General features: G+C 41.2%; 11 protein-coding genes. 3 read left to right on the forward strand and 8 right to left on the reverse strand.

Features of this window, described 5'->3' with window-relative positions:
• Positions 1-169: 169 nt before the first annotated feature.
• From HRJ06_RS10155 to HRJ06_RS10175, 5 genes are all read right to left on the reverse strand, one after another.
• Positions 170-2,920 (reverse strand): GTP-binding protein, encoded by a 2,751-nt coding sequence (locus HRJ06_RS10155; RefSeq protein WP_338421075.1) that lies wholly within the window; start codon positions 2,918-2,920, stop codon positions 170-172.
• Between the two features lie 376 nt (positions 2,921-3,296).
• Positions 3,297-5,414, reverse strand: a complete 2,118-nt coding sequence (recQ, locus tag HRJ06_RS10160) for a DNA helicase RecQ (RefSeq protein WP_174732646.1) — start codon at positions 5,412-5,414, stop codon at positions 3,297-3,299.
• 126 nt (positions 5,415-5,540) lie between these two features.
• Entirely contained in the window at positions 5,541-6,692 is a 1,152-nt protein-coding gene (locus HRJ06_RS10165; protein ID WP_422392728.1) for an MFS transporter, read from the reverse strand.
• Positions 6,693-7,188: 496 nt separating this feature from the next.
• A complete protein-coding gene (locus tag HRJ06_RS10170; protein WP_174732650.1) occupies positions 7,189-7,632 on the reverse strand; it encodes a threonine/serine exporter family protein in 444 nt (147 codons plus the stop codon).
• 24 nt (positions 7,633-7,656) lie between these two features.
• On the reverse strand, positions 7,657-8,418 hold the full coding sequence (locus tag HRJ06_RS10175; RefSeq protein WP_174732652.1) for a threonine/serine exporter family protein: 762 nt from the start codon (positions 8,416-8,418) through the stop codon (positions 7,657-7,659).
• Between the two features lie 315 nt (positions 8,419-8,733).
• Here HRJ06_RS10175 and HRJ06_RS10180 point away from each other — a divergent pair, with 315 nt between their 5' ends.
• The 3 genes from HRJ06_RS10180 to HRJ06_RS10190 all read left to right on the forward strand — a co-directional run bounded on the left by HRJ06_RS10180 (position 8,734) and on the right by HRJ06_RS10190 (position 13,747).
• Positions 8,734-10,455, forward strand: coding sequence for a S8 family peptidase (locus HRJ06_RS10180; protein ID WP_174732654.1), 1,722 nt, complete (start codon positions 8,734-8,736; stop codon positions 10,453-10,455).
• A 769-nt stretch (positions 10,456-11,224) separates the two neighbouring features.
• Complete coding sequence (locus HRJ06_RS10185) at positions 11,225-11,371, forward strand: hypothetical protein (RefSeq protein WP_174732656.1); 147 nt, start codon at positions 11,225-11,227, stop codon at positions 11,369-11,371.
• Positions 11,372-12,088: 717 nt separating this feature from the next.
• A complete protein-coding gene (locus HRJ06_RS10190) occupies positions 12,089-13,747 on the forward strand; it encodes a glutamine--tRNA ligase/YqeY domain fusion protein (protein WP_174732658.1) in 1,659 nt (552 codons plus the stop codon).
• A gap of 921 nt (positions 13,748-14,668) precedes the next feature.
• On the opposite strand, the gene HRJ06_RS10195 is transcribed toward HRJ06_RS10190, so the two are convergent.
• The 3 genes from HRJ06_RS10195 to HRJ06_RS10205 all read right to left on the reverse strand — a co-directional run bounded on the left by HRJ06_RS10195 (position 14,669) and on the right by HRJ06_RS10205 (position 16,987).
• On the reverse strand, positions 14,669-15,397 hold the full coding sequence (locus tag HRJ06_RS10195; RefSeq protein WP_197969914.1) for an amino acid ABC transporter ATP-binding protein: 729 nt from the start codon (positions 15,395-15,397) through the stop codon (positions 14,669-14,671).
• On the reverse strand, positions 15,394-16,038 hold the full coding sequence (locus tag HRJ06_RS10200) for an amino acid ABC transporter permease (protein ID WP_174732660.1): 645 nt from the start codon (positions 16,036-16,038) through the stop codon (positions 15,394-15,396). The genes HRJ06_RS10195 and HRJ06_RS10200 overlap by 4 nt, the downstream gene beginning before the upstream one ends.
• A gap of 151 nt (positions 16,039-16,189) precedes the next feature.
• Positions 16,190-16,987 (reverse strand): transporter substrate-binding domain-containing protein, encoded by a 798-nt coding sequence (locus HRJ06_RS10205; RefSeq protein ID WP_174732662.1) that lies wholly within the window; start codon positions 16,985-16,987, stop codon positions 16,190-16,192.
• Positions 16,988-17,003 lie beyond the last annotated feature (16 nt).

Genomic DNA, 17,003 nt, shown 5'->3' on the forward strand with positions numbered 1-17,003 from the left:
GTTCTTTGCTTCTGCTGGAGGAGCTGAAGTTTGCCGAGTTTCTAGGAGGCGCAGCTCGATAAATAAGAGCGGAGCCGGCTGCTCAATTTCCAAAAGTGCTGAGGCTGGTCAGAACCTTAACAAAAAAACTGCCTTTGATTCCATTTAGGAATCAGGCAGTTTTTTATAATTAAAGATTATTCGCTTTGACTCTCGGCGCTTTATCCGCTTCTGACATCCACTCATACTGGCGAAGCCTCACTTCGAACAACTTTAAAGGATCTCGGTAAACCTCTGGATTTGATTTCATCAGTGCAAGTGAATCTTGGCTGGTCTTCATATCCTCCTTCACCTCTTGTATCGTTTCATTCAAGTTATGAAAAGGCTCGCGAAAGAACAGAACCAGGTCACGTTCTAAGGAATTCTCGAAAAGTTCAAACTGCTGCATGAACTTATTAGTGATCGTCTCAGCTACTTCATTGAAATCTTCATTTTCAACAAACTGTTTATACCGATTATATAACATGGATTTATTCTGCGGGATTGCACCCAGCAATTTACCGGCACTCTTAAGTAAAAAATGCGATGGATTAAATCGGAGTAAAATATTAACAGGTTCCATTTGATACCCGCTTGTCATTCGATCAGCATCTCGGCTCCAATCTTCGAGAACCTTGAAATCACACTTAAGCCTTAACCGTTCTTCCTCAAACAAAGTATTAAAGCCTTCAGCCATTTCATCTAAATAGGCTTGGCTTTCATTAAATTCACCTCTGGAAAAACCGATCCAGTTGTTCATTTCTGTATAAACCCTTGGAAGTACCGCAGTCTGGATATGAGACTTGATTCGGGTATTCATATCATCATTTAACTCTTGGTCAATTTTGCCGAAATCACTATCCTCTGAGATGGTTTCTGCACTCCCTTTTAAGAGCTCAGGAATTTGGCTCTTTAGCTCATCCCTTATGATCTCTTTCATTGCCGAGTAAGATTTTTTAATTGAACGGACTTTTTCATGCTGCAAATCCTCAAGCTGATGGACAGCTCCGTTTAACTTGGACGTAATATCTTCATCCCATTTGATTGACTCGGTAAGCCCACTTTCTATCTCAGTTCGTTTATCAAGCAAATAATGAATAGATTTACGAATAAAGAAGAGCAGCTTTCGGATGCGCTCAGTCTCAATAACACGATCTTGAGTGTACAGGGATATAAACTGTGACAAATCTTCCAGCTGCTGGCTGCTTTCGTATCTCGCAGAAAAAGCGAATACCTCTGCCCCTGGGAATACTTCATTCACTTTTTCTGAAGTATCATCAATTAACTGAGCAGCTGCTATTTCACCCGAAATCGAATCAAGATTCGTCAGCAGAATGTGAATTCTCAATTCAGGGGATTGTTTATGAACCTGCGATAGCAAATCCATCTCTCTCCCATTGATGGGCTTGTTTGCATCAACGACATACAATAAGCTGTCTGCAAATCCGGTATAGCGGAAAAGCTCATTTCTGGTAAAATAAGTGCCATCCAGTTCTGGTGTGTCCATTACAGTGAGTTTATTTTCTTTTAAAAATGGCGCAGCGAGCCCAAACTCAAATAGCGAGCCTGAAGGATTCCGGTCAGCTGCCGCTTTAAGTTCTGCGGGCTCTGTAATTTCTCTAATTTCAACATCGGTAATTTGAATAACAGAGGCCTCTTGATTATCCTTGAAAACTCTAACTGCCGAACTCGCCTCTTCTGACAAACCGTTCCCCAGAATTGAATTGATCAAAGAAGATTTACCGCTGCCTTGGGTGCCGGCAATTAGCAAATGATGAGTGGTTAGGTTTGCCACCTCACGAATGATCCACTCCAGTCTGTTAGCAACCTGAAGATTGTGATCTTTAGCCCAGCCAGTTAGTGAGTCAAATAGCTGCAAGGCTTTTTCATCTGCATGTGTGTAACTCTGGGCGCGCCCGATAAGGAACTCTGCTTCCTGCATGGCAATTGCACTAAGGCTAGATGGAAACATTTCATTCCAAGATAAAACAGCAGCTGCTGCTGCCAGTTCCTGCGCAGAGTCCGTAACTTTAATCCAGCTTGTTAACAGGAGAGGAATAATTCCTTCCAGCGATTTAAGCTTAATTTTACCGCTAATCAACTCTAAATAAGTATCCTTAAACAAAGCTGACAAATCATGCCAGTCGCCTGACCGAGAAGCCTCCGTCCCTGCCAGAATTCGATGCATCTCTTTTAACCATGAAAAATAGAAATCGGTACCCTTGTAACCGATCCACAGAGACACGGCAAGCTGTTCAAATCTAGTGGGATCCAGCCGGTACAGCTCTGTTAAGACTTGTGTAAAATAGCCTGGTTCGACCGTATTGGTTCGTCCTTCTTCTGCATAGGCCTTTAGAATATCGTACCAAAGGGGGGACTCGGTTCGAAGAGCTTCATTAACAGCAAGTTCAATAGCATTTCCCCAGTCCTGATGATCTTCAAAAAATGCTCGTGCAAGCTCTGTAACATTAGAATAGTCAGGTTTAAGAGATACAGCTTTTTTGATCATTTTAACAGCAGCATCATATTTATTTTCCTCGCTATACAGCCAAAACAAACGAAGAGAAACTTCAGTATTAAGGATATCATTGTCTGATTTAACAGATTTATATATGCCTTCTGCAGTCGATAAGCAGTCTAATTCAAAATAGGCATCAGCAACATTCTTTTTTGCCCAAGGTTCAAGTTCATTCGAAATGTTCTCCCATTTAAAAATTGCAGTTTCATAGTCCTTGTTGTGGAAATACACCTCACCCTGGGCAAAGCGTATATAACTTAGATCCGGCAATTCCTTTTGCTGCTCTGCCATATAAATAGCACCAAGCACCCGTACCGGATGAATTTTTTCATTTTCTTCCATATACGCTTCGTAATATGACTTCCTAATTAGTTGATTTTCCACAGGCCTCTGCTCCTCAGTTACATATTTGAAATTGAAACCAATTATTATTATGTAATAAAGATATGATTATTCCATATTAGGCTCAGAACAACCGGTATCCCTTTATTGTAACAAACTTATTTAATCACTAGGTTTCAGTTGTCTTAAATTTTCAAGACAGAATAGAATTCGGCTGTAAAAATTGTTATATGACCGCAGAAATTCATTATATATATAAGAATTCGGCTGACTGGCAAAACGGCTAGTCAAAACTTTGACTTCTAAAGATAGAGCCTAACCCTAAGATACCCCGGAACTTTTTGAAACAAACTAAGGAGGCTTGTCCAGACCGCTTAACAAGAAGTCGGAAACAAGCCTCCTATAGATTCAGTTAAATTTATTTTATCGTATAAAGGTAAGCCTTTATCATAAAGTAGGTAACTTCTGTCGGCAGCAATTCTTTAATAGGCTTTAATCGTTCCCGGCCAGCCTTCTGTACGGCATCTGCTAACAAAGTCAAATGTTCCGGTGAAATAAAACTGGCAAAATCGACCTCCATCCCATCTTGACGGCACTGGAGCAGGTGGTTTTCAACAGTACTAGCAGCCAGCTGTCTCTGCTCGGCTATCTCATCTATTGAGAGCTTCTCTAGATAAAGTTTGTAGGTTTCCAAGTGAGAGTCAGTAATCGTTTTCTTTGCCGGCTTTTTCACTTCGGTGACGGCTTCAAGATCAGGCGTCCGGTTAGGATTAGCCTCACAATATGCCACAATCTCATTAATAAACGACTCTCCGTATTTATTAAACTTATGTTCCCCCACACCGCTAACCGCCAGAAACTCATTTTTTGAACGTGGCAGCTTTAAGCACATATCTTTAAGGGTTGTATCGGAGAAAACAACAAATGGAGGTACTTTTTCCGACGCTGCAAGCTTTTTCCTTAAGTCTCTTAGCTGTTCGAATAAAGGATCTTCTGAGCTCACTTCCCGTATTTGGACAGCTTCTTTCCTCTTGACAGGTTTGTTCCCAAGCAGCACTTCCCGGCCATTTGGAGTCACAAAAATAGTCGGGTAGGTTCCATGCTCTACTCCAATAAGCTCTGCTGATATTAAAAATTCAATAAAGCTTCCTGCCTCACTGGCGCTTTTATCTTTCATTATTCCGTAAGTGGACAACGTATTAAAGCCAAGCTCGCTGATTTTTTTATTTTTTGAACCTGTTAGTACCTGTGAAGTGATGTTTTTGCCAAATCGCTGCCCCATCCGGATTATGCATGAAAGTACCATTTGAGCCTCTTTTGTCACATCTATGCTTGACCGGGCATCCGTACAATTTCCGCACCGGCCGCAATCAGATGTTTCTGTTTCGCCAAAGTATCGCAAAATATTAGCCTGCAAGCAGCCTTCAGTATGACAGTAATCAGCCATAAGCTGTAGTTTTTCAAGTTCTTGTGAAATTCGATTTCGATCAGGAGCTTGATCTATGATGAACCGCTGGATCTGGACATCCTGAGCTGAATATAGAAGAACACATTCACTATTTAAACCGTCTCGCCCAGCACGGCCTGCTTCCTGATAGTAGCTCTCCATATTTTTCGGCATTTGAAAATGGAGGACATAGCGAATATTCGATTTATCAATGCCCATTCCGAATGCCGAGGTAGCAACCATAATGGAAGCCTCGTCATTGAGAAAGCGTTCTTGTTCGTTCATTCGGTCGCTGTCATTCATACCAGCATGATACCTCGCTGCATTAATCCCGCCTCTAAGCAGCCGTTCATATAGCTGATCGACCGTTTTTCTTGTTGCCGCATAGATGATACCCGCTTCTTTTTCGTTCTTTTTAATGTAATTTTTAACAAATGTAAGCCGATCCTGACCTTTTACAACAGAGAAGCTAAGGTTCTCACGTTCGAAACCTGTAATAACTGTGTTTTGTTCATTGATGTCTAAGCTATCGCAAATATCCTCACGCACCTTTGGTGTAGCTGTTGCCGTGAGGGCCAGCGTAACCGGTCGTCCAGGAAGACTGCTGATCATCCTTTGTATATTACGATAGCTTGGTCTAAAGTCATGGCCCCATTGCGATATACAGTGGGCTTCATCAACTGCTATCAGCGAGATTTCCATATCCTGCAGCTCAAGCATAAAATCATAAGCATCAAGCCGTTCTGGTGCTATATAGAGCAGTTTGAGCTTTCCTTCCTTTGCTGCCTGGAGCCGCTCATATGCCTCTTTGGCACTTATCGAGCTATTAATAAACGCGGCAGGTATTCCAACTTGGATCAGTGTGTCCACCTGATCCTTCATTAAAGAAATGAGCGGAGATATCACAATCGTCGTTCCCGGAAGAACCAGCGCAGGGATTTGGTAACAAATCGATTTCCCTCCGCCCGTTGGCATTACACAAGCAGTATTTTTACCTTCTAAAACCGACCGGATTGCTGTTTCCTGCCCGCTGCGGAATGTATTATATCCAAAATAACTTTGTAAATATTGTTGTGCTTGTTCGAACAAGGAGACTTCCTCCCTCTCTATAAAACTATAAAATAACCTTAACTTTTTTAAAGGAAAATAACAACATTCTCTTAAGCAAATAAAGGTGACAGGCACCATCCAGTTTTCTGGATGGTGCCTGTCACCTTAGGCTTCCCGTTCGCGCAGGCTAGCTTTAGTCCGTTTGCTTTCGATAATGGTCATTACAATGGCGATGATAAGAAATGAGCTTGAAATTTGGAAAAGAGTGCCAAGTTCTATAAATTGAGCCAGAACACCAAAAATTAGCCCGCCAAGGCCAATCCCAAGGTCAATCGATGAAAAGAACATCCCATTTGCAACACCGCGGCGGTTTGCAGCAGTCATCGAAAGCGTCCAGGATTGCAAGGTAGGGATTAAGGATCCAAATCCGATCCCAAACAGAATACCCGCTACAGCAATCATTAGGTTGGAATGGGCAAATGACAAGACCCACATTCCCACAAAGGTTACAGCTAAACAAAAGAGCACAATCCCTCTTGGTCCCCGTGTATCAAACCACTTCCCAGCTATAGGTCTTGATAAGGAAGCCATAATAGCATTAAACAAATAGAAAAGGAAAATTTGATCAATACCGCGCTCTTCACCAAAGATGACAATAAATGTTGCAATCGAGCCATATCCAAACGTCGCTATGATTGTAATAAAAGCAGGGTACCAACTTGACTTCTCAATCAGTGAACCGAAATAAGAGAACTTTAAATCTTCCCTTTTTGTATCTTTTACTGCCTCCGGTGTCTGATAATGAACAGTTGAAAGCAGCACAATAGCAATGAAACCTAGAGAAGCAGAGATATAAATTAAGTTTGAAAAAGAAGTCACTTGATATAAGAAGATGCCGAGACTGGGTGCGACAATCATCCCAATCGTAATAGAAAGACCATAATAACCCATTCCTTCGCCAAGCCGTGAATTCGGCACCACATCTACAGCTGCCGTCCCATTAACAGTTGTTGACCAACCCCATGCAAGTCCATGCACAAGCCTGAACAACAAGAATACGATGACAATTTGCGATAGCGGGTAAATGAAGGTAACGGCCAAGAGCATTCCGGCTCCTATTAAAACAAGCGGCTTTCTGGCTTTATACTCTAGCATATATCCAATAAAGGGCCGGCTTAGCACGGCACCAATTGAAAATAGAGCCGTTACCAGGCCAATTTCCAGTCCCGATGCCCCGATTGATTTGATATACGGCGGCAGGGTTGGAATCAGCATTTGGAACGACATAAAGGTAAACAAGTTTCCAACCATAAGCATTATAAAAGATTTAGACCATAAAGGCTCTTTTATTTGAGAATTCACAAACAATTCCTTCTTTCTATAAAAACACATAGTGACCCGCTACCCAAATCAAGACCTCAAAAAGCCCATTCGAGACAACACCATTCTCTAGAAATCAAGAATAAGCGCAAGCTGCCTTTAGACAAGTACACTGCGCGCTGGTCTCCGCCGCAGAAAGCGAATGCGATTATCCACAACTCAGACCTTTTCCTTAACTATAAAAAAAGAATCTCCTGTATGAGATCCATAAATTAGAATATGGTACAAAATGTATTATTGGCAGTTCCGTAACAATTCAAGCTTCTCTATATTATATTTCGGGTAACAAAGTATTTTTTAGTTACTAAATAGTAACATAGAAAGTTATAAATAGGAAGAATAACGCTTTCCTATTTTTAGGATATAATAAAAACTTTTTATATCACGCTAACTTTACTTGCTTGACCATATTGAATACACTTATGTATCTTTTTTATTTTTTAACTGTTAATTTTGATTGGCGGATTACCTGGTTAATAACCTCTGAGAAAACGAGTCCAATTGCAATCGCACCTGAAATCATGAATGCTTTAGCCGCGAGTGAAACTGCTGTATTATAGTCATTTTCAACGAAATTCCTCATTGCATCATAGGCCATGCCTCCAGGTACCAGCGGAATAATACCCGCAACACTAAAAATAATCATCGGTGTTTTATAAATCCGGGAAAAAATTGTACTAGTCACCGCCACCACAAAGGATGCAGCCAAGGTTGCAAAAACTGTATCAAATTCATTGTTTGCCATTGTTATATAGACGATCCAGCCAAACATTCCTGTTAACCCGCATTTTATAAGGGATTCTTTCGGAGCATTGAAGATTATTCCAAACCCCGCAGAGGCGACAAAACTGGTGATGATTTGTTCAAGTATATTCATCAAGTTCCTCCATAGATAGTTTCTTTAAAATAGAGTTAATACGACCGCAATACCTGAACCAATTGCAAATGCCGTTAAAAAGGCCTCCGCTCCTTTGGACAGGCCGGAAACCAAGTGCCCTGCCATTAAATCCCTAACAGCATTCGTTATAAGTAAACCCGGTACTAACGGCATAACCGAACCGATAATAATTTTATCCAATTCTTCCCCGAGCCCGGTCTGTACAAAGAAGAAAGACAGCGAGCCAATCGCTAAAGCAGCTAGAAACTCAGCGAAAAACTTTACAGGGACTAACTTGTGAAAAAAGATCAAACAAAACAGCCCAAACCCGCCCGCTAGCATAGAAGGCAGAAAGTCATGCCAATTTCCATCGAACATGATTAAAAAACAGCCGCTTGCAATTGCTGCCGCTGTTATTTGTAATGCTGCCGAGAAAGGAATCGATGACTTATCAACATCCCGCAGAAGCAAAAGCGCTTCTTCCACTCCTACCGTTCCGCTGCTGATTCGCCGTGATATATCGTTTACAATCGTAACTTTTTTTAAATCCGTAGTCCGGTCTGAAATCCTGACAAGCTTTGTTTTCGCTGATCCCGATTCCTCTGCTGAAAAAATAATCCCTGTTGGCGTAACATAGCTGTGCGTTTTTTCTATTCCATATGAGGATGCAATCCTCGTCATTGTGTCTTCAACCCGATAAGTTTCCGCCCCGCTTTGCAGCATGATTTGCCCTGCGAGCAGACAGATATCCATCACATAGTATGTATATGCTTCTTTGTTTTCCATACGCATTCTCTCCTGGCAAGCATTCCAGCTGACTTTTTTCTTATTTTTACAGTTTAAATGATTGCCGTCTCTACAAGCAACCAAATTAGGTCCTTAATCTTCACTACTTAAAACAGGGACGTTTTAGAAACTGGCGCAACCTCCTTCGGGAACGGTCAGGACAGGGAATTCCTGGCCACTCGCCTCAGTTACTTTATGTCAGCTGATAAGGCCAACGGACTATTACAAAGATAGTCCTTATTGCTAGGTTTATAGCCTGCTGGCTTGTGGTATATTTTAATGGTCAGAATATTTATAATATTAGGGAGGTTTATTATGAAGGGTATTAAAATTTTAGCTGTATTATCTTTAGTGTTTGGTATTTTATTTTCGTCCTTAGCAGTTCCTTTTAATTCAAAAGCTGCATTACTTAATGTAGAAGTCGACCCAAAGCTCCTAGAACTTATTGAAAATCCTATCGACAGCATGGATGTAGAAGCGATTGTAACTTATAAGGAGATGCCTTCGCTTGGTGATATTAGCCTTTTAAAATCACTTGGGATTGAAATTAAACAATTCAGCGCTCTTCCAATGGTAGCAATTAAAGGCAAAATCAGCTTAATCAACAGCTTGCTCGGATCAGCAACGAACATTTTATCAATATATAAAAATGAAGATCTTCAGTATTTCATGAATGACAGCCGTGAATTGATCGGTGCAGAAAGAGTATGGAAGGATCTTGGTTACACAGGTAAAGGTGTCACTGTTGCCGTTATTGATAGCGGTATTGATGCAACTCACCCTGACTTACAATTCGGCGAGAAGGTAATTCAAAATGTGAAGTTTATTGCAGGAGACATGTTTGGAAACGAGCCTCTATATCTTGAGAATGTCCCGAACACCGATACAACATCAGGGCATGGAACTCATGTAGCAGGAACAATTGCCGGGAACGGAACATCTAGTGACGGCCTCTATGCAGGGGTTGCTCCTGATGCGAAACTGGTTGGACTCGGAGTAGGGGAAGGTATTAATATTCTATGGTCAATAGAAGCTTTCAACTATGCGATTGAAAACCAGGAAAAGTATGATATTGACGTAATCTCAAACAGTTGGGGTTCAACTGGGGATTATACGCCAAACCACCCAATTAATATCGCTTCCAAAAATGCTCATGATGCCGGGATGACGGTCGCATTTGCTGCTGGAAACGAAGGGCCTAGTGACAATACATTAAACCCATACTCCGCAGCGCCTTGGGTCATAAGCGTTGCTGCAGGAACCAAAGATAAACAGCTTGCGGACTTCTCATCTCGCGGAATTCCTGGCGATGAAAATGTGCACCCAGACATTACTGCACCTGGAGTGGACATTGTGGCAACTCGTTCTTCCACTGGTTTAGTGATGAATGCTTTGGGTGCTGCATCTGACGTTGACTATATCGATGCTGCAAAACTTCCATACTACACAACTTCGAGTGGCACAAGTATGGCGACTCCGCAAATTTCGGGTGTGGTAGCATTAATGAAGGAAGCCCAGCCCGATTTAACTCCTGATATGGCGCTAGATTATATCGTTCAAACAGCAGATAAAATGGAAGGATATCAACTCCATGAAGTAGGTGCTGGCTATATCAACGCATATAACGCAGTAGAAAAAGCTGCAAATACGAAAATAAACATAGGGAAATACCGCGATAAAAAGACAGGCAAGGTATATGATACCTATACAACTGAATACACCTGGGATGGTTCCGTAGGCCTAGGTGTATCTGATATCGGCGCTGCTTCGCACGACTATAAGGAAATAACGCTGGATAAAGAAACTGTTGGTCTGACAGTGAGAATTGACTGGAACCTGCCTGTTCACGATTTGGATTTAGAGGTGCGTTATCAAGATGGAACGCTGGTTGGCTCTTCAGGAAGTGCTCTTACCACTTACGAAGAAACGAGCATCCCCGATATTATTCCTGGGGTCTACACTATCGATGTTATTGGCTATTTAAATACACTTGAAAACTACACAGGAACATATGGGGTTGAAAAAATTCTAAGGTAACCACTTTTAAAACTAAAGCACTCGGTCCATTTGGATCGAGTGTTTTCATGGGGCTCTGTCCGACAAAAAATGCAGCTATAGGCCGTTTATCCCTCTTGGTATTATGTTTTAACCTATTTTTCCTATTAGATTAAGTGCTTTTCCAAAAAGCCCTTGAAACCTGTCTCAAGTGAAATACTATAATATTTAGATTTAATAACTTTATAGGCAAAAGGCGGAGAATATTTCATTTTGTGTTTTTAAGGAAGTTTTAGAATTAATGTCTGGGCAGGCTGACATAATTCCTACTCTGCGACTGTACAATGGTAACCTAAAGAAACGGGATCCCTTTTAAACAAAAACCAGATGAACTGGTTACTCTTTTAAAACACTGTCAAGCAACTTTATTATTCTATTAGTTTTCCTTCTACTTCTGCTATTTGATACCGCAGTTGCCGTTTATTCCTTTAAACTAGGCAATGTAAAGTTAACTCCTCTTAAATTGATTATCCTCCAACGAAACCTGGCGAGCTCTTTCAAAAGCCCTCCTTGGAGTTGTTGTAAAAATGCAAGAGCTCGATCGCCTAGGGAAGCGAAGAAAATAAATAATTTACCGGGAGGCCCTCTTGCAGGGAGGGTCTCTCTTTTTAAAAATAAAGAAATGAAACTCATATATTTTGAGAATAAATCCTGGTTAATAGTGGGAAATCAGTCAAGTTCTATCTATATTTACTCACCGCAGCACCCCTTTATACTATTTTATAAGCTAATTCCAAAATGAAGGTAAGTAATGAATTCGAAAGAAATCATCAAGTTAAACGGAGTATATTTAAACGGCCTAGTTCAAGAAAAAGAAAGATTATTGGCTGAAATAAAGCCTATGCAGCTCCGCTATGAACATCTTGGACAGAAGATAGATAGTAGAAAACCTAGATAACCTTCTGAAAATTGAAACAGTCTGGGCATCTGATGATTCCATAGACCATCTATCGGCTTCCCATCAGATCGTGCCAATAAAAGAGGTACTTACTGAACACAATCAAGCTGATAGCAGTTCAACTAATTCCAGCCAAGACCAATTAGAGGACTCCTCAGGATCAGTATCCGATTTAAGATACATTGAAAACAATACTGCTCAGCCTAGTTTTGAAGCTCCCCATGTTAAACTGCCCTCAGAAGAACCCCCAGTCATTTAAAGCCTATTCCAGCGGCACAGTCCAAAACAAGGTCAATCAAGCCAGCTCCGTTTCCTATGGATGTAGGCATCTCCAATGGGCAAGATGAACAAGGGGAAGTTAACGATTTAATTACACATAATATTGAAGAGTTCCTTGAGTCCCGAAACAAATTTCTAAAAATGTAAAGCTACAGATTCTAGGTTCTAGCAGCCAAGGATAAACTGATTGACAAAACACTTTACTGCGGAGTGGTTTGTCTTTTGTAACTCTCCTTCTTCTTATCTTATGCCACGCACCTGACAGCCTGTATTCCTTCGCCCCACCTTCGCCTTTATAGACATCTCTGCAGAAATCAAAGAAAATTCTGCCATTAGACTGTGCCGGAGGATAACTTTGTTCTTTACTTGTTTTCTTTATTAGTGAATGCATTTTGTATATAATAGCGTTACATATATAATCAGAAAGGCTGATTTAGCTTGGAAGAAAACTCAAATTTTATAAAAACGATCATAAAAGAGGACCTCGAGTCTGGAAAGCGCAATAAAGTTATCACCCGGTTTCCTCCTGAACCGAACGGCTACCTTCATATTGGACACGCAAAGTCGATTATTATCAACTTTGGACTGGCCGATGAATTTAATGGGACAACTAATTTGCGTTTTGATGATACAAATCCATTAAAAGAAGATCAGGAGTACGTAGACTCTATAAAAGAAGACGTTAAATGGCTCGGCTACGAGTGGGAGAACCTTTTCTATGCATCCAATTACTTTGAAGAAATGTATGAACGTGCTGTCCTTCTAATAAAAAAAGGCAAGGCTTATGTTGATGATTTAACACAGGAACAAATTAGGGAATACCGTGGAACTCTAACTGAACCTGGAAAAGAAAGTCCTTTTAGAAACCGCTCGATTGAAGAAAACCTTAATCTTTTTGAGCAAATGCGTAAGGGCGAGTTTGAAAATGGCGCCAAGGTTTTACGGGCAAAAATTGATATGAGTTCACCTAATATTAACCTCCGGGATCCCGTTATTTACCGGGTATCTCACGCAACCCACCACAATACGGGGGATACATGGTGCATTTATCCGATGTATGCTTTTGCTCATCCTCTAGAGGATGCCATTGAGGACGTGACACATTCTTTATGTACAACTGAATTTGAGGACCAGCGCCCTCTTTATGATTGGGTCGTCCGTGAATGTGACATGGCTAGTACACCTCAGCAGATTGAGTTTGGCCGTCTGAACATCTCTAATACCGTCATGAGTAAGCGAAAGCTGAAACAGCTTGTTGATGAAGGTTTTGTTGACGGCTGGGATGATCCTCGCCTGCCAACCATATCCGGACTGAGGAGAAAGGGATATACTCCTGAAGCTATCCGTGAGTTTGTGATTGCAGCAGGTGTATCCAAAGGCTCTGGCACAGTTGATGCACAGATGCTTGAACATTTTGTTCGCGAAGATTTGAAATTAAAAGCACCACGTACAATGGGTGTGCTAAAGCCGTTAAAGGTCGTTATCACTAACTACCCAGAGGACCAGGTTGAATGGCTTGATGCCGAAGTCAATCCTGAAAACCCAGAGATGGGTGTGCGCCAAATTCCTTTTTCCCGTGAAATTTATATTGAACAGGAAGACTTTATGGAAGATCCGCCGAAGAAGTATTTCCGTCTTTTCCCTGGTAATGAAGTACGGTTAAAGCACGCTTATTTCATTAAGTGTGAAGAGTTTATTAAGGATGAAGCTGGCAATGTAGTTGAACTTCGATGCACGTACGATCCAGAAACTAAAAGCGGTTCGGGGTTTACCGGACGCAAGGTAAAAGGCACCCTCCACTGGGTTGATGCTAAGTCAGCTCTGCCCGCAGAATTCCGCCTTTATGAGCCGCTTATTCTAGAATCTGACGAAAAGAACGAAGAAGTGATAGAGGGTAAAACCTTTCTTGATTATGTAAATGAAAATTCTTTGGAAATAGTACAAGGCTTTATTGAACCAAACATGAAAGATGCTAAGCCTCAGGACAAGTTTCAATTCTTCAGGCACGGATACTTCAATGTTGACGAGAAACATACAAGCAAATCAAAGCTTGTTTTTAACCGCAGTGTGTCCTTAAAAAGCAGCTTTAAGCTTTAAGAATAAAAAACGCAAACGCCTTTTAAGCAACGTTTGGAGTGGAAGCGATTCGATGTTGACTTATCGTTGAGGCGGGTGAAATACACTAGGCGCTCGGGCTGGATGCAGACAATACGTCCCATTATCCACAACTTAGAAGTTTTGTAATTCCTAAACAACAACAAAAAAAGAAGAGGCTGACTCAAAAGGTTGAATAAATTCGACTTGAGAGTCGCCTCTTTTATTGTTTTATCCAATTTCTGGGTTTGGTTTGATGGATTCATAAGGATAGAGGGATATTCCTTCCTCTAATTACCCTAATTTTTGTTCAGTTCATTTTCCGTATTGGCTGCCCACTTCAGGAGATTGTGTACAGCACAAATAAGACCCCAATCCGTGGTATTTTTGGAGAGGCACCTTAATCCCAAATCTCTTAAACGCGCGATTGTGTTTAACTGCCCAATACTGGCTCGACTATACGTTCACGAACTTCTTCGCTGTTGTTGGTTTTTCACTGAGACCTATACAGTCTTTGTATCTTTGTCTTTGGCACAGGTAGTTTGGAGCGGGCAGTTCATACAATCAGTACACCGGTAGGTCCGTTTTTATTTTGCGATAAAAAATAAATTTAGAAACCTGAGTTGATTGGAGTCGAAGGCGCGAAGACTCCTCGAAAATGCTATCGCATTTCCTTCGTGCGTGGGCAAATTCGAGGATGCCCAATCAAAGCCCTGCGGGATCAGCTGGACAGGTGAGACCCCGCAGACGCCAACGGCGGCGAGGAGGCTCAGCGCCAGCCCCGCGGAAAGCGAAGCGCCTGGAACGGAAATCAACGGACCATTTTTACAAGCTATCCTAAAGATTAAGAGGGTGCCCAAAAGTTTATACCTTTTGGGACACCCTCTTCTTTTATCGCTGATATCAACTGCATTTCCGGAAACATTATAAGATTTTGCTTAAAAAAGCTTTTGTTCGTTCATGCTTAGGATTTCCAAATAATTCATTAGGCTTATCCTCTTCAACAATGTATCCACCATCCATAAAGATAACCCGGTCCCCCATCTCTCGGGCAAAGCCCATTTCATGGGTAACAACAACCATTGTCATCCCTTCAATAGCAAGCTGCTTCATAACTTCGAGAACATCGCCAACCATTTCTGGATCCAGAGCAGAGGTTGGCTCATCAAAAAGCATGATCTTAGGATTCATAGCAAGGGCCCTTGCTATAGCTACACGCTGTTTTTGGCCCCCTGATAACTGACCAGGATAAGCTTGTGCTTTATCGCTAAGCCCCACCTTATCGAGGAGCTCCTTGGCCCTTTTTTCAGCATCGCTCTTGGATTCACCATGTACCTTAATCGGAGAAAGCGTAATGTTTTCCATTACCGTCTTATGAGGAAAAAGGTTAAACTGCTGAAAAACCATGCCAACCTCTTCTCTAACTTTATTAATATTAATCTTTCGGTCTGTGATGTTATGGCCATTTATTACCACTTGGCCCGCTGTGATATCCTCAAGCCGATTCAAGCATCTCAGAAACGTACTTTTCCCGGACCCAGATGGGCCAATAACACATACGACCTCTTTTTCTTGCACTTCAGCATTGATATCTTTTAAAACTTCTAAATCTCCAAACTTCTTTTTTAAATTTTTCACTTGAATTATACTCATCGGAGTTCAAATCTCCTTTCAAGGAAATTAGCAAGTAAAGATAATAAATAAATGATGATGAAATAGATAATACCGACAGTCAGCCATATTTTAAAAGCTTCAAAGGTTGCAGACGCCTGAATCTCACCTTGCTGCGTCAAATCTGCAATACCAATAATCGAGAGCAGCGAAGTATCTTTAAGGCTTATAATCGACTGGTTTGTAATCGTAGGAAGCATGCGCCGAAATGCCTGCGGCAAAACGATGTATCTCATCGTTTGTTTACTCGACAGACCTAATGAGCGGGCCGCCTCTGCCTGCCCTTTGTCGATACTTTCGATACCTGCCCTGATAATTTCAGCGAAATAAGCTCCTGCATTAATCGCAACAGTGATTATCCCTGCGGTAAAATTATCAAAAGATACCCAGCTTAAAGAATTCAAACCGAAATAAATAAAGAATAGTTGAACAATAAAAGGAGTTCCCCTTACGGCATCAATAAATGCCTTTGCAATCCAATTTAAAATTTTAAAAGGTGACAGCCTCATCAAAGCTAAAATTAACCCAAGAATAAATCCTGCTATGATTGCGATTACAAATATGTAAAGCGTAGTCTTTAATCCTTCCAGTAAATATGGAAGTGCGTTCATGATCGTCTCCAAATCTCCCCATCTCCTTTCACACAGGCAAAATCGCCCTGTTCTTAACAGGGCACGTTTTGCTCAATATAAGTTATAGCTTTGCTGCAAAGGAAACTAATCCTTGTTATTTACAATAAAGAAGGAGCGCCTGCGAGCGCTCTTTCTTTATTGTTTACTCTTCTGAAAGGTACTTGTTAAGGATTTCATCATACTCACCAGAATCCCTTAATTCCTGTAAGCCGGTATTGATTTTTTCGAGAAGATCCTGATTTTCGCCTTTTAATACAGCGATTCCATACTGATCACCATTTAAACGGTCACCGACAGTTTTCAAACCTAAATCATTTTGTGAGATTGCATAAGCAATAACAGGATAGTCCTCTATCAACACATCCGCATTCCCGTTGGTAACCTCCTGGAACATTGCCGGAGAGTCGTTGAATTGGACAACTTCCATTCCATACTCATCTCTGTGCTCATTAGCCCAAGTTGCTCCTGTTGTGCCTTTTTTTACAGCAACGGTCTTTCCAGCCAAATCCTCAGGAGAAGATATTTCTTCGTTCTCTTCCTGAACAACTAGCGTAAGGCCAGCATCAAAATAAGGATCTGAAAAATCAACAACCTTTTTTCTGTCTTCTGTAATACTCATACCAGCAATTGCCACATCTAGCTGCCCTGCTTGCATAGCTGGAATAATTCCGCCGAAATCCATCGGGTTAAATTCAATTTCAAAATCCTGGTTTTCTGCAATTGCATTAATTAAATCGATATCTATACCTGTGTATTCTCCATTTTCTTCAAATTCAAACGGCGGATAAGTCGTGTCAATCCCAACCCTGTAAGCTGTGGTCTCTTCACTGCCGTTTTCACCGCCAGTGTCGCTGTCACTGCCGCTTGATTCCTCGGATCCACACGCCGCTAGAACAAATACAAAAATTAATAATAAGCTAAACAAACCAAATTTCTTCATAAAATCCCCCTGTTTT

It is taken from the genome of Mesobacillus harenae (assembly GCF_013343715.1).
GTDB lineage: Bacteria > Bacillota > Bacilli > Bacillales > Cytobacillaceae > Mesobacillus_A > Mesobacillus_A harenae.

Bases quoted from the DNA above. Each gene is read 5' to 3' on its own strand.
- HRJ06_RS10165 (WP_422392728.1), bottom strand. From the start codon at position 6,692: ATGCTTATGGTTGGAAACTTGTTTACCTTTATGTCGTTCCAAATGCTG.
- HRJ06_RS10170 (WP_174732650.1), bottom strand. From the start codon at position 7,632: ATGAATATACTTGAACAAATCATCACCAGTTTTGTCGCCTCTGCGGGG.
- HRJ06_RS10175 (WP_174732652.1), bottom strand. From the start codon at position 8,418: ATGGAAAACAAAGAAGCATATACATACTATGTGATGGATATCTGTCTG.
- HRJ06_RS10180 (WP_174732654.1), top strand. From the start codon at position 8,734: ATGAAGGGTATTAAAATTTTAGCTGTATTATCTTTAGTGTTTGGTATT.
- HRJ06_RS10185 (WP_174732656.1), top strand. From the start codon at position 11,225: ATGAATTCGAAAGAAATCATCAAGTTAAACGGAGTATATTTAAACGGC.
- HRJ06_RS10195 (WP_197969914.1), bottom strand. From the start codon at position 15,397: ATGAGTATAATTCAAGTGAAAAATTTAAAAAAGAAGTTTGGAGATTTA.
- HRJ06_RS10205 (WP_174732662.1), bottom strand. From the start codon at position 16,987: ATGAAGAAATTTGGTTTGTTTAGCTTATTATTAATTTTTGTATTTGTT.